This is a genomic window from Bradyrhizobium sp. AUGA SZCCT0158 (genome assembly GCF_018130065.1).
Lineage (GTDB): Bacteria > Pseudomonadota > Alphaproteobacteria > Rhizobiales > Xanthobacteraceae > Bradyrhizobium.
On sequence record NZ_JAFCME010000003.1, the window covers coordinates 83,107 to 105,552 of the forward strand.

At 63.7% G+C, this 22,446-nt stretch carries 18 protein-coding genes; 9 read left to right on the forward strand and 9 right to left on the reverse strand.

What is annotated here, in order from left to right; all coding sequences use genetic code 11:
- Nucleotides 1-25: 25 nt before the first annotated feature.
- Together hrpB and JQ574_RS05230 are read right to left on the reverse strand one after the other, a co-directional pair.
- Nucleotides 26-2,509, reverse strand: a complete 2,484-nt coding sequence (gene hrpB / locus JQ574_RS05225; RefSeq protein WP_212383367.1) for an ATP-dependent helicase HrpB — start codon at nucleotides 2,507-2,509, stop codon at nucleotides 26-28.
- 164 nt (nucleotides 2,510-2,673) lie between these two features.
- Nucleotides 2,674-3,993, reverse strand: coding sequence for a UDP-glucose/GDP-mannose dehydrogenase family protein (locus tag JQ574_RS05230; protein WP_212209304.1), 1,320 nt, complete (start codon nucleotides 3,991-3,993; stop codon nucleotides 2,674-2,676).
- 215 nt (nucleotides 3,994-4,208) lie between these two features.
- On the opposite strand from JQ574_RS05230, the gene JQ574_RS05235 reads away from it, so the two are divergent.
- The 3 genes from JQ574_RS05235 (at nucleotide 4,209) to JQ574_RS05245 (ending at nucleotide 9,509) form a co-directional block, all read left to right on the forward strand.
- On the forward strand, nucleotides 4,209-5,273 hold the full coding sequence (locus JQ574_RS05235; protein WP_212209303.1) for an acyltransferase family protein: 1,065 nt from the start codon (nucleotides 4,209-4,211) through the stop codon (nucleotides 5,271-5,273).
- 242 nt (nucleotides 5,274-5,515) lie between these two features.
- Nucleotides 5,516-8,635, forward strand: a complete 3,120-nt coding sequence (polA, locus tag JQ574_RS05240; protein WP_212209302.1) for a DNA polymerase I — start codon at nucleotides 5,516-5,518, stop codon at nucleotides 8,633-8,635.
- 238 nt (nucleotides 8,636-8,873) lie between these two features.
- On the forward strand, nucleotides 8,874-9,509 hold the full coding sequence (locus JQ574_RS05245) for a LysE family translocator (protein ID WP_212036478.1): 636 nt from the start codon (nucleotides 8,874-8,876) through the stop codon (nucleotides 9,507-9,509).
- 195 nt (nucleotides 9,510-9,704) lie between these two features.
- Here JQ574_RS05245 and JQ574_RS05250 read toward each other — a convergent pair whose 3' ends face one another.
- A complete protein-coding gene (locus JQ574_RS05250) occupies nucleotides 9,705-10,331 on the reverse strand; it encodes a glutathione S-transferase family protein (protein WP_212209301.1) in 627 nt (208 codons plus the stop codon).
- Between the two features lie 200 nt (nucleotides 10,332-10,531).
- Between JQ574_RS05250 and pyrE the strand changes: the two genes are divergently transcribed.
- Complete coding sequence (gene pyrE, locus JQ574_RS05255; RefSeq protein ID WP_212209300.1) at nucleotides 10,532-11,095, forward strand: orotate phosphoribosyltransferase; 564 nt, start codon at nucleotides 10,532-10,534, stop codon at nucleotides 11,093-11,095.
- 276 nt (nucleotides 11,096-11,371) lie between these two features.
- Nucleotides 11,372-12,181, forward strand: coding sequence for a DUF2865 domain-containing protein (locus JQ574_RS05260; protein ID WP_409363404.1), 810 nt, complete (start codon nucleotides 11,372-11,374; stop codon nucleotides 12,179-12,181).
- Nucleotides 12,182-12,340: 159 nt separating this feature from the next.
- Here the strand turns inward: JQ574_RS05260 and JQ574_RS05265 are convergent, their stop codons facing one another.
- Complete coding sequence (locus JQ574_RS05265; RefSeq protein ID WP_212209399.1) at nucleotides 12,341-12,772, reverse strand: hypothetical protein; 432 nt, start codon at nucleotides 12,770-12,772, stop codon at nucleotides 12,341-12,343.
- A 400-nt stretch (nucleotides 12,773-13,172) separates the two neighbouring features.
- Here JQ574_RS05265 and JQ574_RS05270 point away from each other — a divergent pair, with 400 nt between their 5' ends.
- Complete coding sequence (locus tag JQ574_RS05270; RefSeq protein ID WP_212209299.1) at nucleotides 13,173-13,400, forward strand: DUF3658 domain-containing protein; 228 nt, start codon at nucleotides 13,173-13,175, stop codon at nucleotides 13,398-13,400.
- Nucleotides 13,401-13,450: 50 nt separating this feature from the next.
- On the opposite strand, the gene JQ574_RS05275 is transcribed toward JQ574_RS05270, so the two are convergent.
- The 3 genes from JQ574_RS05275 to JQ574_RS05285 all read right to left on the reverse strand — a co-directional run bounded on the left by JQ574_RS05275 (nucleotide 13,451) and on the right by JQ574_RS05285 (nucleotide 14,583).
- Nucleotides 13,451-13,780, reverse strand: coding sequence for a multidrug efflux SMR transporter (locus tag JQ574_RS05275; protein ID WP_212209398.1), 330 nt, complete (start codon nucleotides 13,778-13,780; stop codon nucleotides 13,451-13,453).
- A gap of 72 nt (nucleotides 13,781-13,852) precedes the next feature.
- Nucleotides 13,853-14,308: a GNAT family N-acetyltransferase gene (locus JQ574_RS05280; protein WP_212209298.1), complete on the reverse strand. Its 456-nt coding sequence runs from the start codon at nucleotides 14,306-14,308 to the stop codon at nucleotides 13,853-13,855.
- A gap of 44 nt (nucleotides 14,309-14,352) precedes the next feature.
- Complete coding sequence (locus tag JQ574_RS05285) at nucleotides 14,353-14,583, reverse strand: hypothetical protein (protein WP_212209297.1); 231 nt, start codon at nucleotides 14,581-14,583, stop codon at nucleotides 14,353-14,355.
- Between the two features lie 205 nt (nucleotides 14,584-14,788).
- Here JQ574_RS05285 and JQ574_RS05290 point away from each other — a divergent pair, with 205 nt between their 5' ends.
- The 3 genes from JQ574_RS05290 to rocF all read left to right on the forward strand — a co-directional run bounded on the left by JQ574_RS05290 (nucleotide 14,789) and on the right by rocF (nucleotide 19,376).
- Complete coding sequence (locus JQ574_RS05290) at nucleotides 14,789-17,311, forward strand: glycogen/starch/alpha-glucan phosphorylase (RefSeq protein ID WP_212209296.1); 2,523 nt, start codon at nucleotides 14,789-14,791, stop codon at nucleotides 17,309-17,311.
- A 230-nt stretch (nucleotides 17,312-17,541) separates the two neighbouring features.
- Complete coding sequence (locus JQ574_RS05295; RefSeq protein WP_212209295.1) at nucleotides 17,542-18,357, forward strand: acyl-CoA thioesterase II; 816 nt, start codon at nucleotides 17,542-17,544, stop codon at nucleotides 18,355-18,357.
- 50 nt (nucleotides 18,358-18,407) lie between these two features.
- Nucleotides 18,408-19,376, forward strand: a complete 969-nt coding sequence (rocF, locus tag JQ574_RS05300; RefSeq protein WP_212209294.1) for an arginase — start codon at nucleotides 18,408-18,410, stop codon at nucleotides 19,374-19,376.
- An 88-nt stretch (nucleotides 19,377-19,464) separates the two neighbouring features.
- Here rocF and JQ574_RS05305 read toward each other — a convergent pair whose 3' ends face one another.
- Both JQ574_RS05305 and JQ574_RS05310 read right to left on the reverse strand, forming a co-directional pair.
- Nucleotides 19,465-21,078 (reverse strand): phosphoenolpyruvate carboxykinase, encoded by a 1,614-nt coding sequence (locus tag JQ574_RS05305; RefSeq protein WP_212383369.1) that lies wholly within the window; start codon nucleotides 21,076-21,078, stop codon nucleotides 19,465-19,467.
- Nucleotides 21,079-21,320: 242 nt separating this feature from the next.
- Nucleotides 21,321-22,352, reverse strand: a complete 1,032-nt coding sequence (locus JQ574_RS05310; protein WP_212213650.1) for an NAD-dependent epimerase — start codon at nucleotides 22,350-22,352, stop codon at nucleotides 21,321-21,323.
- Nucleotides 22,353-22,446 lie beyond the last annotated feature (94 nt).

The window sequence follows — 22,446 nt, forward strand, 5'->3', positions numbered from 1 at the left end:
TAACGAAGGCGCGCAATTGCGCCCTTCACGTTCCGCGCGGCTTGACCCGTCGCGTGGGCAAGGCATTGGCCGGGTCTTCCGGCCAGGGATGGCGGGGATAGCGGCCGCGCAGGTCGGAACGCACGGCTGCGTAGCTGCCACGCCAGAACCCCGGCAAATCGCGCGTCACCTGCACCGGCCGCTGCGCCGGCGACAGCAGTTCCAGCACCAGCGGCACCGCGCCCTTGGCGATCGAGGGATGGCTGTTGAGCCCGAACAATTCCTGCAGCCGAACGGCAATCGTCGGCCCCTGCTCGGCTTCATAATCGATCGCCAGCATGGTGCCGGTCGGCGCCTCGAAATGGGTCGGTGCCTCGCGCTCCAGCCGCGCCCGCAGATCCCACGGCAATAAGGCCATCAGCGCGTCGGAGAGATCGCCGGGCGCCAAGTCTTTCAGTGAGGTCTTGTCGTAGAGAACGGGCTCCAGCCACGCCTCGCTTGTGGCCGCAAGTGCGTCGTCGGACAGATCAGGCCAGCTGTCGCCTTCGGCCTTGCGCAGGAACATGACGCGGTCGCGCCATTGCTTTGATGATTTCGACCACGGCAGCCTGTCTAGCCCGAGGGCGACCAGTCCGGCAGCGAAGATTTTTGCGGTCTCCGCCGAAGGTGACAGCGCCATCGGCGCTTCCGACAGCGTGATGGCGTGCAGGCTGCGCTTGCGCCGGGCACGGAGCGCCATCGCGCCACGATCGAACGTGATCTCCTCGGCGTTCTCGATCTGGTCGGCGAAGCGCAGCTCGATCTCTTCCTGCGTGATCGGCGCCGCCAAGAGAATGCGGCCCTGTGCGGCCGTGCCGGTCAGTTCAGCAACCGCGATATAGGGCGCGCGCGCCAGCGACGAGGTCTGCTCCACGGCCGCCCCCCTGCCGTTGGCGAGCACAAAACTGCCGTTGCCCCGGTTGCGGGCGACCCGGTCGGGGAAGGCAAATGCCAGCATGACGCCGGTGCTCAGATCGCCGTCCGCTTGCGCAGACGAAGCCGGCGCTTCGGCGGCCACCTGCGAGGCCCAGCGCTGCGCCAGACTGCGCGCGCTGGCGGCACGGGACGAACGGTCGCGGCGGAATTGATCCAGCCTGTGATCGAGATCGACGCTGTCGCCGCCGAGGCCGCGCTCGGTCAGAACAGCGGCGATATCGGCGGCTTCCTCGCCCGCGCCGGCGCGATGCGAGTCCACGATCATGCGCGCCAGCCGCGGCGGCAACGCCAGCGCGCGCAGGCTCTTGCCCTCCGCGGTGATCCGGCCGTCGCCGTCGAGCGCGCCGAGTTCGGAAAGAAGACTGTTGGCCTCCTTCAACGCAGGTGCCGGCGGTGGATCGAGGAATGCCAGGGTCGCGGGATCGCGCACGCCCCATTGCGCGAGGTCGAGCACCAGCGAGGACAGGTCGGCCGACAGAATTTCGGGCTGCGTGTAGGCGGCGAGCGATGCCGTCTGCGGCTCGTCCCACAGCCGGTAACATACGCCAGGTTCGGTGCGGCCGGCGCGGCCGCGGCGCTGATCGACCGCGGCGCGCGAGGCACGCACGGTTTCCAGCCGGGTCAGGCCGATATCCGGCTCATAGCGCGGCACCCGCGCCATGCCGGAATCGACGACAATCCGAACGCCTTCAATGGTCAGCGAGGTCTCGGCAATCGATGTCGCCAGCACCACCTTGCGCTGCCCCTTGGGCGCGGGCGCAATCGCGCGGTCCTGCACGGCGGCGTCGAGCGCGCCGAACAGCGGGACGATCTCGACGCTGGCATCATGGACCCGCTCGCCGAGAAAATTCTGCGTGCGGCGAATTTCGGCGGCGCCCGGCAGGAACGCCAGCACCGAGCCGGGATCGGCGCGCAGCGCGGTTGCGATCGCGTCCGCCATCTGCCGCTCCAGCGGCGCGTCCGACTTGCGGCCGAGATAACGCGTCTCCACCGGATAGGCGCGGCCTTCGCTGGCGACAACAGGCGCGTCGCCCAAAAGTTTGCCGACCCGCGCGCCGTCGAGCGTCGCCGACATCACGAGAATGCGCAAATCCTCGCGCAGGCCGGTTTGCGCATCGCGCGCCAGCGCCAGACCCAGATCGGCATCGAGCGAGCGCTCGTGGAATTCGTCGAACAGCACGGCGGCGACGCCGTTCAGTTCGGGATCATCGAGAATCTGGCGCGAGAAGATTCCCTCGGTGACGACCTCGATCCGGGTCGCGCGCGATATCTTGGAGCCGAAGCGGACGCGATAGCCGACGGTCTCGCCGGCGCGCTCGCCGAGCGTCCGCGCCATCCGTTCCGCGCTGGCGCGCGCCGCGATCCGCCGCGGCTCCAGCATGATGATCTTCTTGCCCTTGAGCCAGGGCGCGTCCAGCAGCGCCAGCGGCACCCGCGTGGTCTTGCCGGCGCCCGGCGGGGCCACCAGCACCGCGGCGTTGTTGCTTTCGAGCGTGCGCGTCAGCTCGGGGAGTGCCGCGTCGATCGGGAGGGGCGTGTCGAAGGTCAGGGGCAACTATGGCTCGTGTCGGTTCTTCCCTTCTCCCCTTGTGGGAGAAGGTGGATCGCTGACGCGCAGCGGCGGCGAGCCGGATGAGGGGTCTCTATCCGCGGATGCAGACCCCTCATCCGGCGCTTCGCGCCACCTTCTCCCACAAGGGGAGAAGGGAAGAAAGCGCATCAAACTGCGGGGTCTGTCCCCCGCCCCACGCTGTCATAGGTGAAACCGTGGGCCGCCATATCCTCGGGGCGATAGATGTTGCGCAAATCCACCACGACCGGCTTGGCCATCTCGCGCTTCACGCGCTCCAGGTCGAGGGTGCGGTATTGCACCCATTCGGTCACGACAACCATGGCGTCAGCGCCACGCAGGCAGTCATAGGGGTCGTCGCAATATTCGATATCGGGCAATTCCTTGCGCGCCTGCTCGATACCGACCGGATCGTGGGCGCGGACCCTGGCGCCCATGTCGAGCAGTCCGGTGATGAGCGGAAGCGACGGCGCCTCGCGCATGTCGTCGGTGTCGGGCTTGAAGGTGAGGCCGAGCACCGCGACCGTCTTGCCGCGCAGGCTGCCACCGGCCGCGTTCGACACCTTGCGGGCCATCGCGCGCTTGCGGTTGTCGTTGACCCCAAGCACGGCCTCGACGATGCGCAGCTGCACGTCGTGATCGAGCGCGATCTTCACCAGCGCGCGGGTATCCTTCGGGAAGCACGAGCCGCCGAAGCCGGGGCCGGCATGCAAGAACTTCGCGCCGATGCGGTTGTCGAGCCCGATGCCGCGCGCGACTTCCTGCACATCGGCGCCTACCTTCTCCGAAAGATCCGCGATCTCGTTGATGAAGGTGATCTTGGTGGCGAGGAACGCATTGGCGGCGTATTTGATCAGTTCCGCGGTGCGCCGCGCCGTGAACATCAGCGGCGCCTGGTTGAGCGACAACGGCCGGTAGATATCACCGAGCACCTTGCGCCCGCGCTCGTCCGAGGTGCCGACCACGATACGGTCGGGGAACTTGAAATCGCGGATCGCCGCTCCCTCGCGCAGGAATTCCGGATTGGACGCCACCACCACATCGGCCGACGGATTGACCTCGCGGATCAGCCGCTCAACCTCGTCGCCGGTGCCGACTGGCACCGTCGATTTGGTGACCACGACCGTAAACCCCTTGAGCACCGCGGCGATCTCGCGCGCGGCGGCGTGCACGTAGCTCAAATCCGCGTGGCCATCGCCGCGCCGCGACGGCGTGCCGACCGCGATGAACACCGCGTCGGCGTCCGCAACCGGCCCGGTCAGGTCGGTGGTGAAATCCAGCCTTTTGGCCTTCACATTGGAAGCCACCAGCGCGTCGAGCCCAGGCTCGAAAATCGGGATCTCACCGCGCCGAAGCGCGGCGATCTTGTCGCCGTCCTTGTCCACGCAGGTAACCTGGTGACCGAAATCGGCAAAACAGGCGCCGGATACCAGCCCCACATAGCCCGTGCCAATCATGGCAATGCGCATGAAAACAGCCCGTCTTTGATGGTTAACGTCGGTTCAGATTCTGCCCGCCTCTTAAAGCATTTGGCGGCAAAGAGGAAACCGGAAAAGCGTCGGAGAGCGGCAAGAAGGCCGGCAAAGAAATCGGCAGGAAAACCGGCATGTCATTTGTATGAATAAAGGAGAAAGCAACGGATCGGGCCGATGATGCGGCGCCAACGGGCCAAAACAGGACAACCATGACACCAAACGGCACATTACCTGTCGCCGAACGCGCCACGTCTTTCGTGGCCGGACGCATTGACTGGGTCGACTATGCCAAGGGCATCTGCATCGTCATGGTCGTGATGATGCATTCGGTGCTGGGGGTTGAGGCCGCGGCGGGCCAGACCGGTTTCATGCATTGGCTCGTCATGTTCGCCAAACCGTTCCGGATGCCGGATTTCTTCCTGATTTCAGGCCTGTTCCTGGCGGTCGTGATCGACCGCGACTGGCGCACCTATCTCGACCGCAAGGTGGTGCATTTCGCCTATTTCTACGTGCTGTGGGTGACGATCCAGTTCGGCTTCAAGGCGCCGTCTTTCGCCGCCGGTGCCGGCTGGGCACATGTCGGCTTTCTGTATCTGGAATCCTTCATCGAGCCGTTCGGCACGCTGTGGTTCATCTATCTGCTGCCGATCTTCTTTGTCGTCACAAAACTGACACGCAGCGCCCCGCCGCTGGCGATCTTTGCCGCGGCCGCGTTGCTGGAAATGGCGCATGTCGCGACCGGCTGGACCGTGATCGACGAATTCTGCGCGCGCTTCGTCTATTTCTATGCGGGTTACTGGCTGGCTTCCTACGTCTTCGCCGTGTCGGACCGCGCGCGGGCGCGGCCCGCACTTGCGCTCGCGGGTCTGGCATTGTGGGCCTTGATCAATGGCGGCCTGGTCATTGCGGGCTACAGCGATTGGCCGCTGGTCTCGCTCGCACTGGGATTTGCCGGCGCCGGCGCCATCATCGTGATGGGCACGCTTTTGGCGCGCATGCGCTGGCTCAATTTCCTGCGTTTTTGCGGCGAGCATTCGATTGTGATCTATCTCGCCTTCTTCCTGCCGATGGCGGCGACAAGGGCGGTGCTGCTGCGCAGTGGACTCCTCGACGTCGGCACGATCTCTCTGATCGTCACCGTCGCAGGCGTCGTCGGCGCGCTGGCGATCTGGCGGCTGGCCCTGGCGCTGCATGCCAACTTCCTGTTCGATCGCCCCGGCGCGTTCTGGATCGCGCCGAAGAAGGTTGCCCCGGTGTTGCAGGCGGCGGAATAGGTTTCTCCTCTTGTCGTCCCGGCGAAGGCCGGGACCCATAACCACGGGCCTTCGTTTAGCGGAAGGCGTCAGCCAGATTTACTCGATCGATAGATCACGCGGTATGGGTCCCGGCCTTCGCCGGGACGACGAAAATTGGTTCTTGGGCCATTCCGGATTCCCGCCTGAATGGCAGCTGATGACAGCGTGGAAAATCGCCCGCCGAGGCTGTCAATCCGCGCAAAAATCCCTAAGTTTCGGCCATGCCGAAAACAGCCCCCAAAGCCGACAAACCCGCCCCCGCCAAAGCCGCAGCCAAGTCCGAGACCAAGTCTCAGACCAAGGCCGAAACAAAGGCTGAAGCCAAGGTGCCTGCAGCCAAGGTGCCTGCCAAAGTTCCGGGCAAGGGCGACCATGTCTTTCTGGTCGACGGTTCCTCCTACATCTTCCGCGCCTATCACGCGCTACCACCGCTGAACCGCAAATCCGACGGGTTGCAGGTCAATGCCGTGCTCGGCTTCTGCAACATGCTGTGGAAGCTGCTGCGCGACATGCCCGAGGACAACCGGCCGACCCATCTGGCGATTATCTTCGACAAATCAGAGATCACGTTCCGCAACAAGCTTTACCCCGACTACAAGGCGCACCGGCCGCCGGCGCCGGACGATCTGATCCCGCAATTCGCGCTGATCCGCGAGGCGGTGCGCGCGTTCGACCTGCCCTGCCTGGAACAGGTGGGCTTCGAGGCCGACGATCTGATCGCGACCTATGTGCGGCTGGCCTGCGAGCGCGGCGCCACCGCAACCATCGTATCGTCGGACAAGGATCTGATGCAGCTGGTGACCGACTGCGTCACCATGTACGACACCATGAAGGACCGCCGCATCGGCATCCCGGAGGTGATCGAGAAGTTCGGCGTGCCGCCGGAGAAGGTCGTCGAAGTCCAGGCGCTCGCAGGGGATTCGACCGACAACGTGCCTGGTGTGCCCGGTATCGGCGTCAAGACCGCCGCGCAACTGATCGTCGAATATGGCGATCTGGAAACACTGCTGCTGCGCGCCGGCGAGATCAAGCAGCCGAAACGGCGCGAGGCGCTGATCGAGAATGCCGAGAAGGCGCGGATTTCGCGCCAGCTGGTGCTGCTCGACGACAAGGTCGCGCTCGACGTGCCGCTCGATGATCTTGCGGTCCATGAGCCCGACGCGCGAAAACTGATCGCGTTCCTGAAGGCGATGGAGTTCTCCACCCTCACCCGCCGCGTTGCCGATTATTCGCAGATCGATCCGTCCGATGTGGAGGCGGATGCCGGCAACAAAAGCGGGGCAAGCGTTTTTGGGGTGCTGCCAATTGCCGAGAAAGTCGGGGAACGTGACGGCCCGAGTGGAGACCTGTCTGCGGAGAAAGGTGCCGGCGGGAAAGCCAGCACACCGGCCAAGGGGTCGGGTGATCGGCAAGACAAGGCCTCAAGCCTGAAAGGCAGCCCGATCTCGCTCGCGAGCGCGCGCGAGGCGGCGATCCGCAAAATCCCGTTCGACCGCAAGAAGTATCAGACCATCGGCAGCCTCGATCAGCTCAAGGCCTGGCTGGCGCGGGTGCACGATGTCGGCCATTTCGTCATCGAGGCAATGTCAGACTCGATCGATCCGATGCAGGCGGAGATCTCAGGCATTGCGCTGGCGCTGGCGCCCGACGATGCCTGCTATGTCCCGCTCGGCCACAAGCAGTCCGGCGGCGGTGCCGGCCTGTTCGACGCCGGCCTCGCGCCGGACCAGATCAAGGCGGGCGATGCGCTTGCCGCATTGAAGCCGCTGCTGGAATCGGCGGGCATTCTCAAGATCGGCTTCAACATCAAGTTCAACGCCGTGATGCTGGCCCAGCACGGCGTCACACTCCGCAACCATGACGATGCGCAGTTGATGTCCTATGCGCTGGATGCCGGCCGCAACGCGCATGGGCTCGAAGGGCTCGCCGAGCGCTGGCTCGGCCATGCCGTCGTCGATTATGCCGGGCTCACCGGCAGCGGCAAGAACAAGCTCACCTTCGACCAAGTCGCCATCGACAAGGCGACGGAATATGCGGCCGAAAGCGCCGATGTGATCCTGCGGTTATGGCGTGTGCTCAAGCCGCGGCTCGTCGCCGACCGCATGACCGCGGTCTATGAGACGCTGGAACGGCCGCTGATCTCGGTGCTGGCGCGGATGGAGCGGCGCGGCATTTCGATCGACCGCCAGGTGCTGTCGCGGTTATCAGGCGAGTTCGCCCAGACCGCCGCACGGGTCGAAGCCGAACTGCAGGAAATCGCGGGCGAGCCGATCAATGTCGGCAGCCCCAAGCAGATCGGCGATATCATCTTCGGCAAGATGGGCATCACCGGCGGCACCAAGACCAAGACCGGCGCATGGTCGACCTCGGCGCAGGTGCTCGATGAGCTCGCCGAACAGGGCCACGAATTTCCGAAGAAGATTCTGGAATGGCGGCAGGTCTCGAAACTGAAATCGACCTATACCGACGCGCTGCCGATCTATGTGCATCCGCAGACCCACCGCGTTCATACCACCTACGCGCTGGCCGCGACCACCACCGGGCGGCTGTCGTCCAATGAGCCGAACCTGCAGAACATTCCGGTGCGTACCGAGGACGGCCGCAAGATCCGCCGCGCCTTCATCGCCACCCCCGGCCACAAGCTGGTGTCGGCTGACTATTCGCAGATCGAGCTGCGGCTGCTGGCCGAAATCGCCGACATTCCCGTGCTGAAGCAGGCGTTCCGCGACGGACTCGACATTCACGCCATGACGGCCTCCGAAATGTTCGGCGTACCGATCAAGGATATGCCGAGCGAGGTGCGCCGCCGCGCCAAAGCGATCAATTTCGGCATCATCTACGGCATCTCGGCGTTTGGGCTCGCCAATCAGCTCGGCATCGCGCGCGAGGAGGCCTCGGCCTACATCAAGAAGTATTTTGAGCGCTTTCCTGGCATCCGCGCCTACATGGATGCGACGCGGGATTTCTGCCGAGCCAACGGCTATGTCGAGACGCTGTTCGGCCGCAAATGCCACTACCCCGATATCAAGGCGAGCAACGCCTCGGTCCGCTCCTTCAACGAGCGCGCCGCGATCAACGCCCGCCTGCAAGGCTCCGCCGCCGACATCATCCGCCGCGCCATGATCCGGATGGAAGATGCGCTGGCCGAGAAGAAGCTCTCGGCGCAGATGCTGCTGCAGGTTCACGACGAACTGATCTTCGAGGTGCCCGAGAAGGAAGTCGCGGCGACGCTTCCGGTGGTGCAGCACGTGATGCAGGACGCACCGTTCCCGGCGGTGCTGCTCTCGGTGCCGCTGCAAGTCGATGCGAGGGCCGCGAATAATTGGGACGAGGCGCATTAGTTCGATGGCGTTCCCCGGATGCTGCGCAGCACGCCGCCCTTGCGGCGTGGTGCGCAGCTGATCCGGGGTCCATCTTCTGTGAAAGATGGGTCCCGGCTCTGCGGTGCACCGTGAAGAACGCTGCACCGCGTCCGGGACACGTGACCGACTGCTAGAATTGCTCTCCGTACAATTTCCGAAATGACATCGCGGCATGTCGCGCGCTAGAACCTGCGCGCATTCCCTCGCGAGTCCGCTCATGCCCCACACGTCCGCCCTGCTCGGTTTTGCTCTCGTCTCGCTCGGCATGGTGCTGACGCCGGGGCCGAACATGATCTACCTGATCTCGCGCTCGATCACGCAAGGCGCGGCGGCGGGGATCGTGTCGCTTGGCGGCGTCGCGCTCGGGTTTGTGTTCTACATGCTGTGCGCGGCGTTTGGCATCACCGCGCTGTTGTTCGCCATTCCTTACGCATATGACGCGCTGCGCTTTGCGGGCGCGGCCTATTTGCTGTGGCTGGCGTGGCAGGCGCTGAAGCCGGGCGGCCGCTCGCCGTTTCAGGTGAAGAAGCTGCAGGTCGATGGCCCGCGAAAATTGTTCGCGATGGGCTTTGTCACCAATCTCTTGAACCCGAAGATCGCGATGCTCTATCTGGCGCTGCTGCCGCAATTCATCGACCCTACCGTCGGCAGCGTGCTGACGCAGTCGCTGGCGCTGGGCGCGATCCAGATCGTGATCAGCGTCAGCGTCAACGCGATGATCGCGCTGGCGGCCGGATCGATCGCGCTGTTTCTCGGCACGCGGCCGAGCTGGCTGCTGCTGCAGCGCTGGCTGATGGGCACCGTGCTGGCGGGGCTGGCGGTGAAAATGGCGTTCGAGGCGAGGAAGGCGTAGCGCGGCACCATCGCCAAACAACGGTTGTCATCGCCCGGCCTTGACCGGGCGACCCAGTATTCCAGAGCAGGCGATGTGAACCAGTGCGCGAGGCCGCATTCGGCCAGCTTGCCCAGTCCGAGAGGTCCCGGCGTACTGGATCGCCCGGTCAAGCCGGGCGACGACACCAGTGCGTGGAGCGGCGCTGACGAGACTTCAATCCAACTTCGCTTCCATCCCGCGCTTGGTCGCCGGGCGGGCCATCAGCGCGTTGTACCAGCGCTCGACATTCGGGAAATCCTTCAACTCCACCTTGTGGCGCGGGTGGCGCCAGGCCCAGCCGAGGATGGCGAAATCGGCGACCGACAGTGCATCCGCGACGAACTCACGGTTCGCGAGCCGGCGGTCGAGCACGCCATAGAGCCGGCGGGTCTCGTCCATGTAGCGCTTCAGGCCATAGGCGCGGTCGGTTTCGTTCTCGAGCGCGATGAAGTGGTGCACCTGGCCGGGCATCGGCCCAAAGCCGCCCATCTGCCACATCAGCCATTCATAAACCGGGATGCGGTCGTTGAGCGGCTTGGGCAGGAACTTGCCGGTCTTCTCGCCGAGATAAAGCAGGATCGCGCCGGACTCGAAAATGCTGACCGGCTTGCCGTCGGGGCCATCGGGATCGACGATCGCGGGAATCTTGTTGTTGGGGCTGAGCTTGAGGAAGGCGGGCGCCATCTGCTCGCCCTTGCTGATGTTTACCGGGATCACCTTGTAGGGCAGCCCCATTTCCTCCAGCGCGACCGAGATCTTGCGGCCGTTCGGCGTGTTCCAGGTGTGCAGTTCGATGGTCATTACGGTTTCCCCCAATAAAGCTTGGACCTCCCGTAGCGCGGAAGCTTGCGGCCTTACAACCGCCGTTTCCGAGGGGGCCTCCCTGCGCCCGGCGGGACCCGGCAGATTGCCGCGCCCTGTTGATTTGGCCAGATCGGCTCTGGAATGAAAGGGAAAGCACCGATAGATTGCCGCCCGCCTCAAACCTTTGGGAATACGCCTTGTCCAAGTCAGCCTCCCGCGCCCGCCTCGCCGAGATCATCCGCAAGCGATCGTTCGGCCGCGGCGAGATCACGCTGGCCTCCGGCCGCAAGAGCGACTTCTACTTCAACCTCAAGCCGACCATGCTCGACCCCGAGGGTGCGGCGCTGCTGGCGGAATTGACCTACGAGGCGCTGAAGGACGACCAGCTCGACTACGTCGGCGGCCTGGAAATGGGCGCGGTGCCGCTGGCCGGCGCGATCGCGCAGCTCTCCTGGCTCAAGGGCCATCCGATCGCGGCGTTCTTCGTGCGCAAGAAGCCGAAGGAGCATGGCGCCCGCCTGGCGGTCGAGGGCCTCGCCAAGGGCGAGAGCCTGCAAGGCAAGCGCATCGTGATCGTGGAAGACGTCACTACGACCGGCGGTTCGGCGTTGAAAGCGGTTGAAGCCGTCCGCGATGCCGGCGGCGAGATCGTGCTCGTCTTCACCATGGTCGACCGCGACGAAGGCGCCACCGAAGCGTTTGCCGAGGCAGGCATTCCGTTCCGCTCGCTCTACAAGGCCGGTGAATTTTTGAAGGGCTGATTGCTCTTTCGTCTGGCGCGTGTCCCGGACGCGGTGCAGCACCCTTCGTGCTGCTCCGCAGAGCCGGGACCCACACTCGCCCGTCGACCACTATCGGCCCCGGATCAGCAGCGCACCGCAAGCGCGCTGCGCAGCATCCGGGGCACGCCACCGACACTCAATTCTTTCCCGCTGCCGAGCGCTTGCTCATAGCTCGTTTACCATCCCGGATTATGGTGAATCCACCGGCGCCTGTTGCGCGTCGGTGGTTAAGTGTTGCGTTGGGTGGAGTTAGCGTTGCGTACAGAGTTGGTTTTTTCGCGCATGCGGCGCCGCGCGACTTCTATTGCCGCCGCCACGCTTGCAGCATCTTTCATGCTGGTGCCCGGCAGCGTATCGGCCGAAGGCCTGTTCGACATGTTCTTTGGCGGCGGCCAGAAACAGCAGGCGCGGCAAGCCCCGGCACAGGCGAATTTCTTTGCCGATCCGTTCGGCCTCAATCAGCCGCCAGCCCAGCCCGCACCGGCGCCGCGCGTCGCCGGCTCCGGACCCGCCTTCTGCGTCCGTAGCTGCGACGGCAAGTATTTTCCGCTGACCACGCGCGGCAACGCCACGCCGGTTCAGATGTGCCAGGCGTTCTGCCCCGCCAGCCCCACCAAAGTGTTCTACGGCAGCAACATCGACAGCGCGTCGGCCAGCAATGGCGAGCGCTACGCGGACAGCGAAAACGCGTTCGCTTATCGCAAGGCGCTGCGCGCCGATTGCACCTGCAACGGCAGGAGCCCGTCCGGCCTCGCGCCGGTCGACCTCGCGCTCGACACCTCGCTGCGTTCGGGTGACGTCGTCGCCACCACCGACGGCCTCGTCGCCTATACCGGCGTTCGCCTCGGCGCCGAGCAGACCGCCGAATTCACGCCCGTCGCCTCCTATCCCGGCCTCACCGCCAGCGTCCGTGCCCGGCTCGGCGAAATGAAGGTCGCACCTGTCAGCGCTGAAATGGTCGGCGAGACCGTGATGCCCGAGACGCGAAACGAGATCGCGATGCCGGCGAGCGTGGTGCCGAAGAGCACGGCTCCCAAGGCGGCGAAGCGGGCGGAAGTGAACTGACGGCCGATCGCACGAGTCAACGATAGCAACAGTACATCTTAGGGCCGTCATTCCGGGGCGATGCAAAGCATCGAACCCGAATCTCGAGATTCCCCGATGCGCAATTGCGCATCTGAGGTCTGGTCCTTACGGACCATCCCGGAATGACAAACACAATCATCACCGCCCGACGATCACCCCGATGACGTTCGGCGCCGACAGATATTTTTCCTCGATCGCCGCACGCGCCGCGGCGCGGTTTTCCGGCGTCAGCAGGCCGCGCTTTTCGGCGAGGATCATCCAGCAATAGCCCCACCAGTCCGACAGCATGCCCTGGTCGTCGACGAGGTCGTAGCCCTGCTCGGCGGCAAAGATCCGCGCATGGGCCTCGTCGAGCGAATCGAGCCAGGCGTGGTCGGCGATCGAGAACAACTCGTCGCTGAAATCGTCGGTCGTGTAGCCCCACACCGACATGCAGACGGCATTGAACTCACGGTCGATGGTGTCGTCGTCGACCGGCTGGCGGCGCGAGGCCTGATGCAGCCGCGACAGCGAGCGCGCGAAATCGGCGATACGGGTGAGCGCGAATTGATCGAAGGCGATGGTGGACATGGACATGTAGTCCTCGATATTGGCGATAGACCATAGATATTGTGTCGGCGCTGTGCCGAATCACAATGATATATCAAGCACTTGCTAAAGTGTTCTTAATTTGTTCCAGTAGTATTAATTTGCGAGATCGAGACATGGACCGGATGCAGGCCACGGAAATTGCCAGGCACTTGCACGATGCTGCAGAGGCCATTGACCGGGCGAGCGCTGTCATATCAGCGCTTGATCAGGCGGATCGGACAGCACTCGCCAATCCCCTTGGAGAGACCGTTTCCGCCCTGCATTTTTCGGCCTTTTGCGGGCTGTTTACGATCGCTATCCGGACTTGCGACCGCCATCGGACGAAGAGCCCTCCATCGATTCGACCCTGCAATGGGCGGATGTCGTGCTCCCTAAGTCCGTGTCCCAGGCCGATCTCGACGAGTTGATCTTTTCCACTCTGAAACCGAATTGGCAGAAGACCGCCTGGGTTATCGGCAACCTTGTCATTCGCTGCGAAGCGCTTGCATGGCCCATCGATGCGGAAATGCTGGCTGCGCGCATCCAGGCATTGGCCGAAGCCGGAAGTATCGAGAGCGCGGGCAACGTTCGCGCATGGCGGCACAGCGAGATACGCTTGACAGGCTGATGGGCGCTGCGCGTTTCCGATCCCGGGCGTTCAGTGCCACTGGCTTGTCTTTAATGCGACGAGGCGCTGGAAAACAGATTGATCACAACGACCCCGGTGACGATCAGGCCCATGCCGCAAAGCGCGGCCGTATCCAACTTCTGGCTCTGGAACACCCAGGCGATCGTGGCGATGAGGACGACGCCGACGCCCGACCAGACGGCATAGACCACGCCTGTCGGCAGGCTTCGCAGGGTAAGCGACAGAAAATAGAACGCCACCGCGTAACCCGCGACCGTCACCAGCGATGGCAGCGGCTTGCTGAAACCGTCAGACAGTTTCAGGAAGGTTGTCGCCACGACTTCCGAGAGAATCGCGATGCCCAAATAGAGATAGGTCATGCCGCCTGCTAGCAGAGGCATGTGATGTTTTGACGACTCGGGCCGATCTGGTAGCGCCAAGACCAGCGGGAACTATCCCATGGCGGGACGCAGATAGTAATTGTCCCACTCGGCTTCCCTAACGAGCGTGAAGCCGTGCCTGACATAAAAGCGGTTTGAATCGCTGCCGCGCAGCGCGGTGACCCGCAACGGCTTTCTTTGCCGGTCCGCTTCGGCGAAAACTTCGGCGAGCACCGCTGCACCCACGCCGCGGCCCTGATAGTGCGGATCGACATAGAGGTGATCGAGCACCAAGCCTTCATCATCCGGCTTCACGACCACCAATCCCGCGCGCGATCCGTCGACCAGGATATGCCGGGTGAATTCAGGCACGAAGCCCGACAGGAACCGCTCGCGGGCGCGCTGCGGATCAAAGCGTCCGATGCGTTCGAGGCTCTCCCGCATCGCCAGAATCCGAAGCGCGGCGAAAGCTTCTGCGTCGGCATGGTCGGCCGGGCACAGCGAGATTGAACCGATCGGCGGGATCATTTCTTCTTGCGAGGCAGGTTCGGACGGATTGGCTTCGTTATGGCTCACATCGCCGACAGCATCTTGCCGCCGCAATAATTGGCGTAGAATTTTCCGCCGCATTGCCGCTTCATCGCCGCACACCGGGTGGCGGGCGCCGCATTCTTCGCGACGCTGAACGAGCATCCCAATCCATCGGCGGTTTTGCCCGCCTTGCCGGCGGCGAACGCGGCGCTGGTGACGCTGATGCAGACCATCAGAAGCGTCGCAGCGGCGATCTCGATGATCAATCTCATGGCCCACCCTCCTTCAGACTCAAGGCGATATCCAGGCTCTCGGCCGTTATTCTAGCACCGAAATCGGCGCACGGAGGCCACCAAATCGGCCCGGTCCTTGCATAAAAACATACCAGCGCGGTGCACAACAAACGTCTGGATAGTTTCGGTTGTGGTGCAAGGCGCGTATCCTTTCGTTGAGTCTGAAACTGCAGGGATTGACGCGTTGCAAGAACAAGCATTCGCAGGGAGTTTTCCGGTGCCGGGCCAACCGATCGACGAACTGGCGCTTTCCGAGATCAAGGGCGCGATTCTCGCCAAGCTGCGGCTTGCCATCGGCAAGGACACCGGCATGGCGACCAAGCGCGACTGGTACAAGGCCGCAGCATTGGCGCTGCGCGACCGCATTGTGCACCGCTGGCTGACGGCCGAGAAGGATAATTACGACGCCGGCCGCAAGCGGGTCTATTACCTCTCGCTCGAATTCCTGATCGGGCGCCTGTTTACCGACGCGCTGAACAATATGGGCCTGCTGCCGCTGTTCGAGGCGGCGCTGGGCGATCTCGGCGTCGATTTGTCGGACCTGCGCAATTGCGAACCGGATGCGGCGCTCGGCAATGGCGGCCTCGGGCGGCTGGCGGCCTGCTTCATGGAAAGCATGGCCACCCTCGCCATTCCCGCCATCGGCTACGGCATCCGCTACGATTTCGGCCTGTTCCGCCAGATCATCGCGCAGGGCTGGCAGCAGGAATATCCCGACGAGTGGCTCGGCTTCGGCAACCCCTGGGAATTCCAGCGCTCCGAGGTGGTCTATCAGGTGCATTTCGGCGGCCACGTCACCCATGTCGCGGACCGCGGCCGCGAACGCGCCAGCTGGCATCCCGGCGAAACCGTGCAGGCCGTCGCCTACGATACCCCGATCGTCGGCTGGCGCGGCCAGCATGTGAACGCGCTGCGGCTGTGGTCGGCGCGCTCGCCCGATCCGCTGCGGTTAGATGCCTTCAACACCGGCGACTATCTCGGCGCAATGGCCGAGGAAGCGCGCGCCGAATCGATCTGCAAATTCCTCTATCCGAACGACGAGAGCGCCGCGGGCCGCGAATTGCGGCTGCGCCAGGAATATTTCTTCGTCTCCGCCTCACTGCAGGATCTGGTCAAGCGGCACCTCGCCGCCGATGGACAATTGCGCAGCCTGGCGCAAAAGGCCGCGGTACAGCTCAATGACACCCATCCGAGCCTTGCCGTCACCGAACTGATGCGGCTACTGGTCGACCTGCATAATTTCCGCTGGGACGAGGCCTGGAAGATCACGGTCGCGACGCTGTCCTACACCAACCACACGCTGCTGCCGGAAGCACTCGAGACCTGGCCGGTCGAACTGTTCGAACGGCTGCTGCCGCGGCATCTTGAAATCATCTACCGCATCAACGCCGCGCATCTGGCGCTGGCGGAGCAACGCGCTCCCGGCGATATCGACTTCCGCGCCTCGGTGTCGCTGATCGACGAGCGCTCCGGCCGCCGGGTGCGGATGGGACAACTGGCTTTTGTCGGCTCGCACCGCATCAACGGCGTCTCGGCGATGCATTCCGACCTGATGAAGGAGACCGTGTTCCACGATCTCAACCATCTCTATCCGCAGCGCATCACCAACAAGACCAACGGCATCACCTTCCGGCGCTGGCTGATGCTGGCCAATCCGAAACTCACCGGGCTGTTGCGCGAGACCTGCGGCGAAGCCGTGCTCGACGATTTCTCGCGGCTGCAGCGCCTCGAAGACCATTGCGGCGACAATTCGTTCCAGCAGCAGTTCCGCGACGTCAAGCTGCAGAACAAGCTGGCGCTGGCGCGGGCGATCGGCGAGCGCCTCAGCATCAAGGTCGATCCGTCGGCGCTGTTCGACGTCCAGATCAAGCGCATCCACGAATACAAGCGGCAACTGCTCAACATCCTCGAGGCGGTCGCGCTGTATCAGGCGATCAAGGATGAACCCCAGCGCGACTGGGTGCCGCGGGTGAAAATCTTCGCCGGCAAGGCGGCGGCGAGCTATCGCACCGCCAAGCTGATCATCAAGCTGATCAACGACGTCGCCGAGATCGTCAACAACGATCCCGCGGTCGCGGGACGGCTGAAGATCGTGTTCCTCGCCAACTACAATGTCAGCCTGGCCGAAGTGATCATTCCGGCGGCGGACCTGTCCGAACAGATCTCGACCGCCGGCATGGAAGCCTCCGGCACCGGCAACATGAAGCTCGCGCTCAACGGCGCCTTGACCATCGGCACGCTCGATGGCGCCAACATCGAAATCCGCGACCATGTCGGCGCGGAAAACATCGCGATCTTCGGCATGGAGGCCGGCGACGTCATGGTCCGGCGCCGGCAGGGGCTGGATGCCTCCGACGTGATCCGCCGCTCGCCGCGGCTGTCGCGGGCGATCAGCGCGATCGAGAGCGGCGACTTTTCGCCCGGCGACCCCGCCCGGTTCGAGGCGATCGGCCACACGCTGCGCCAGTTCGACCACTACATGTGCGCCGCCGATTTCGATTCCTATTACGAGGCCCAGCGCGGCATCGATGCGCGCTGGCAGGTGATGCCGGCGTGGACGCGGGCCTCGATCCTCAACGTGGCGCGGATGCCGTGGTTCTCCTCCGACCGCACCATCCGCGAATACGCCGCGGATATCTGGCACGTGCCGGTGCTGCCGACCGCGCCCGTGCAGGAGCAGGATGCCCAGCGCGGCGTGTCGGGCTGAGGCATTATCCCGCTGTTGGTCTCAGTCGTCATGGCCGGGCTTGTCCCGGGCATCTACGTCTTACAGTGTCGCCGCCAGAAAGACGTGGATGGCCGGGCATAGGCAAGCGGAAGCGACGCCGTTCTTCGGACGGCTACGCCCAGCCGTGACGGAGAAAGCCATTACCTGTCACGTCATTGAATTCATGCCAGTTGCGGTGATACTGCACGGCAAGTACCCCGGGGAATTCCATGCTTACCAAGACACCGCATCTGTTCGACGACGCCACGCAGGTCACCGCCGGCGACAGCCGCTGGCAGGGCAAGACCAGCGAGGATTACTGGGCCTTTGTCGGCCCGTTCGGCGGCTGCACTGCGGCCACAATCCTGCGCGCCCTCATGGACCACCCGCAACGATCGGGCGATCCATTGTCGCTCACGGTCAATTTCTGCGCGCCGGTCGCGCAAGGCGCCTTCGATCTCGACGTGCGGCTGGTCAAGGCCAACCGTTCGACGCAGCATTGGTGCGTGGAGATGACGCAAGGCGGCGGCGAGGTGGCGACGCTGGCCACCGCGGTGTTCGCCGAACGCCGGCCGTCATGGTCGCACGCGCAGGCGCCGTTCCCGTCGTCAAAACCCTACGAGCAGACGCTGCCTTACGGAAAGGTCGCCGCTCCCTGGGTCAAGCAGTATGATTTCCGTTTCGTCGAGGGCGAGCCGGGTTGGGGCTCGGCGTCGTCGGCCGAGCCGAACTCGTTCTCGAAACTGTGGATCGGCGACCGGGTGCCGCGGAAGATCGACGCGCTGTCGCTGATGTCGATGTCGGACGCGTTTTTTGGCCGTATCTTCCACGCCAGGGGCGAACTGGTACCGTTTGGCACGGTGTCGATCACGACCTATTTCCACGCCGACGCCGCCGATCTCGCCGCGGAAGACATCACGCGCGTGCTGGCGGTGGCCGACGCCAAGATTTTCCACAAGTCTTATGGCGACCAGAACGGCGAATTGTGGTCGCCGAACGGACGGCTGCTCGCAACGACGACGCAAATCGCGTATTTCAAGGCGTAAGGGAACATACGGGCCTCATCTTCCGTTCCCTAGGTCCTGGAAGGCGGCTCATGTCCCAACCCGACGCCAAGAAGCCCGATATCGCCCTGCTCGGCATCCCCATCGAAATCGGTGCTTCGCAGGCCGGCACGCTGATGGGCCCCGCGGCGCTAAGAACCGCGGGCATTGCACGCGTGCTCGACCAGTTGGGATTTGCCGTCGAGGATCACGGCGACCTTTCGATATCGAAAGTCATTTCGGACGGACCGCCGCCTGCCAACGCCAAATTCTACGACGAGGTGAAAACCTGGATTCGGCTGCTCAGCGAGCGCGCCTACCACTTGGCGCGTTCCGGCGCGGTGCCGATCTTCATGGGCGGCGATCATTCGCTCTCGATGGGATCGGTCAATGGCGTTGCGCGCTATTGGAAAGAACAGGGCCGGCCGCTGTTCGTCCTGTGGCTCGATGCGCATGCCGACTACAACACGCCCGACACTACCATCACCGGCAACATGCACGGCATGTCCTCGGCGTTCCTGTGCGGCGAAGGCGGGCTGGACGATCTGCTCGGCGATCAGCCGCGCGCCTCGATCACGCCGGATCAGCTCGATTTGTTCGGCATCCGGTCGATCGATCCCCTGGAAAAGAAGCTGGTTCAGGACCGCCGCGTCGCGATCGCCGACATGCGCGCGCTCGACGAATTCGGCGTCGGCGTGCTGATCCGCCGCGTCATCGAGCGCGTGAAGGCGAAAAATGGCGTGCTGCATCTCAGCTTCGACGTCGATTTTCTCGATCCGGCGGTCGCACCGGGTGTCGGCACCACCGTGCCCGGCGGCGCGACCTATCGCGAGGCGCATCTGGTCATGGAACTGCTGCATGATTCGGAACTGGTGCGCTCGGTCGACATCGTCGAACTCAATCCGTTCCTCGACGAGCGCGGCCGCACCGCGCGCGTCGCAGTGGAGCTGATCGGCAGCCTGTTCGGCCTGCAGATCACCGACCGCCGGACGCCGACAAACGCGATGCTGCAAGGACGATAGCCAGAGCAGCCGCATCAAGAACAAGCGTTCTTTGAAAAAAGGGCGACCTTGCGGTCGCCCTCTTAATTTCCGAGAAATGACGTTCGGATCACTCCGCCGCGAGCTTCACTTCCGGTGCAGCAGCGCGGACGTCGGCGTCGACCTGGGCTTCGAATTTCGCAAAATTCTTCTGGAACATGCCGACCAGTGCGCGCGCGGTCTTGTCGAACTCGGCCTTGTCCTGCCAGGTGTTGACGGGATTGAGGATGTCGCTGGGGACACCCGGCAGCGCCGTCGGCACCGCAAAACCGAAATATTTGTCGGTGCGGAATTCGACATTGCGCAGCGAACCGTTAAGCGCCGCGGTCAATAGCGCCCGCGTCACCTTGATCGGCATCCGGCTTCCGGTGCCGTATTTGCCACCGGTCCAGCCGGTGTTGACCAGCCAGCAATCGACATTGTGCTTGGCGATCAGCTCGCGCAGCATGTTGCCGTAGACCGACGGATCGAGCGGCAGGAACGGCGAGCCGAAGCAAGTCGAAAATTCCGGCTGCGGCTCGTTGCCGAGACCGCGCTCGGTGCCGGCGACCTTGGCGGTGTAGCCGGACAGGAAGTGATACATCGCCTGCGCCGGGGTCAGTTTGGCGATCGGCGGCAGCACGCCGAAGGCGTCGGCCGCCAGCATCACCACGTTCTTGGGCTGGCCGGCACGTCCGGTGCGCGAGGCGTTCGGGATGAAATCGAGCGGATAGGCCGAGCGGGTGTTTTCGGTTTTTGAACCGTCATCGAAGTCAGGCACGCGGGTGCGCTCGTCGAGCACGACGTTTTCCAGCACCGCGCCGAAGCGGTTGGAGGCCGCGAAAATCTCCGGCTCGGCTTCGGGAGAGAGCTTGATGCACTTGGCATAACAGCCGCCTTCGAAATTGAAGACGCCGTCCTTGCCCCAGCCATGCTCGTCGTCGCCGATCAGCGTGCGCTGGGGATCGGCCGACAGCGTGGTCTTGCCGGTGCCGGACAGGCCGAAGAAGATCGCGGTGTCACCGTCGGGGCCGACATTGGCCGAGCAGTGCATCGGCAGCACGCCCTTGGCGGGGAGATAATAGTTCAGCGTCGTGAACACGCTCTTCTTCATCTCGCCGGCATAATAAGACCCGCCGATCAGGACGATCTTGCGGGCGAAATCGATCGCGACCACGTTCTCGGACTTGCAGCCGTGGCGTTTGGGATCGGCGCGGAAGCTCGGCAGATCGATGATGGTGAGCTCCGGCACGAAGCTGGCGAGATCAGCAGCTTCAGGGCGGATCAGCAGCGTGCGGATGAACAGCGAATGCCAGGCCAATTCCGTGAAGACGCGGGTCTTGATCTGGAACGAGGGATCAGCGCCGCCATAGAGATCCTGCGCGAACAGCGTCATGCCTTCGGCGTGCGTGAGGAAATCGGCATAGAGCGCGTCGAACTGCTCTGAGGTGATCGACTGGTTGCCGGCCCACCACATCTTCTCGGTGGAGACGTCGCGCACCGTGAACTTGTCCTTCGGACTGCGGCCGGTGAACTCGCCGGTGTCGGCGCACAGCGACCCATCGGCGGAGAGCACGGCTTCGCCTGACGACAGCGAATATTGGTAGAGCTGCGGCGCTCCGAGGTTCCAGCGAACCTCTTTGAGTTTCTTTAAACCGAATTTATCGGCGCCAAAGGCACCGTTACGCACGCCTGTCTCTTGCACGAAGGATCTCCATCAATCACCGCACGACCTAGCGGTCGATCACGAAATGCGAATGACAATGAAACGCAAGAATAGTGCCACGAGCCGCGGCCTACCTACTCAAGACGACGGGCAGGCATGCAACAGCATCATGTCCGGCACAATCTGCCCGAATTGTAGTCGCGGGGCGTGAGATCTCCGGGCAGTTCGCCGGTGAGGCCGGCCGTAACCATTTCTTTTCTCGCCCGGATGGGCCGTGCCGGTCAGCCCGCCACGCCATGGTAACCGCGATACCATTCGACAAATCGCCGCAGGCCCTCAGCCAACGGCGTCGACGGCGAGAAGCCGACATCGCGTTGCAGCGCCGATATGTCGGCACAGGTCTCGAGCACGTCCCCCGCCTGCATCGGAAGGAGATCCCGAACCGCCGGCTTTCCAATGATCTGTTCGAGCGTCGAAACAAAATCGAGCAAATTTACCGGCTGGTTGTTGCCAATGTTATAGACCCGATACGGAGCCGCACTTGTGGCGGATTCAGGCCGCTCCGCATCCCAGGCCGGATTCGGCGCAGCCGGACGATCCAGGGTGCGGATCACTCCCTCCGCGATATCGTCGACATAGGTGAAGTCGCGCCGCATGTCACCGTGGTTGAAAATCCTGATCGGCTTGCCTTCGAAAATCGCGCGCGTGAAGAGATAGGCCGCCATATCCGGCCTTCCCCACGGGCCGTACACGGTAAAGAACCGCAGGCCGGTGGCCGGAAGCCGGTGCACATGGGCATAGGTGTGCGCCATCAGCTCGTTGGCTTTTTTACTTGCGGCGTAGAGGCTGACCGGATGATCGACCGAGTGCTCCGTCGAGTACGGAAGCGTGCGGTTGGCGCCGTAAACGGAACTCGAGGAAGCAAAAACCAGGTGCTTCACGTTGTGACGGCGGCTGCTCTCCAGCACGGTGACGAACCCGTCGCAATTCGCCCGGATGCAGGCGATCGGATCGTCAATCGATGCGCGAACGCCCGGCTGCGCGGCAAGATGCACGACGCGATCGGGTCTGACCGCATCGAAAACGAGTTTCGTCGCGCTGGAATCCGCAAGATCCGTTTCATGAAATGCGAAGCCCGTGTGCTGCTTCAGGTAATTGAGCCGGGCGCGCTTCAGCGCCGGATCGTAATAGGGCGTGAGCGCGTCGATGCCGACAACTTGCTCACCACGCGCGAGCAGCCGTTCGCACACCTGCATGCCGATAAATCCGGCGGCCCCAGTGACAATCACAGGTCCTAAAGTCGACACGGTCATCCTCATTCGGTCCGCGCATTACCAGCGTAAGGCAACTCGCCACGCTTCAAGCGCAATCTGCCAAATTCGTGTGCAGAGTATTTAAATCGCCGTT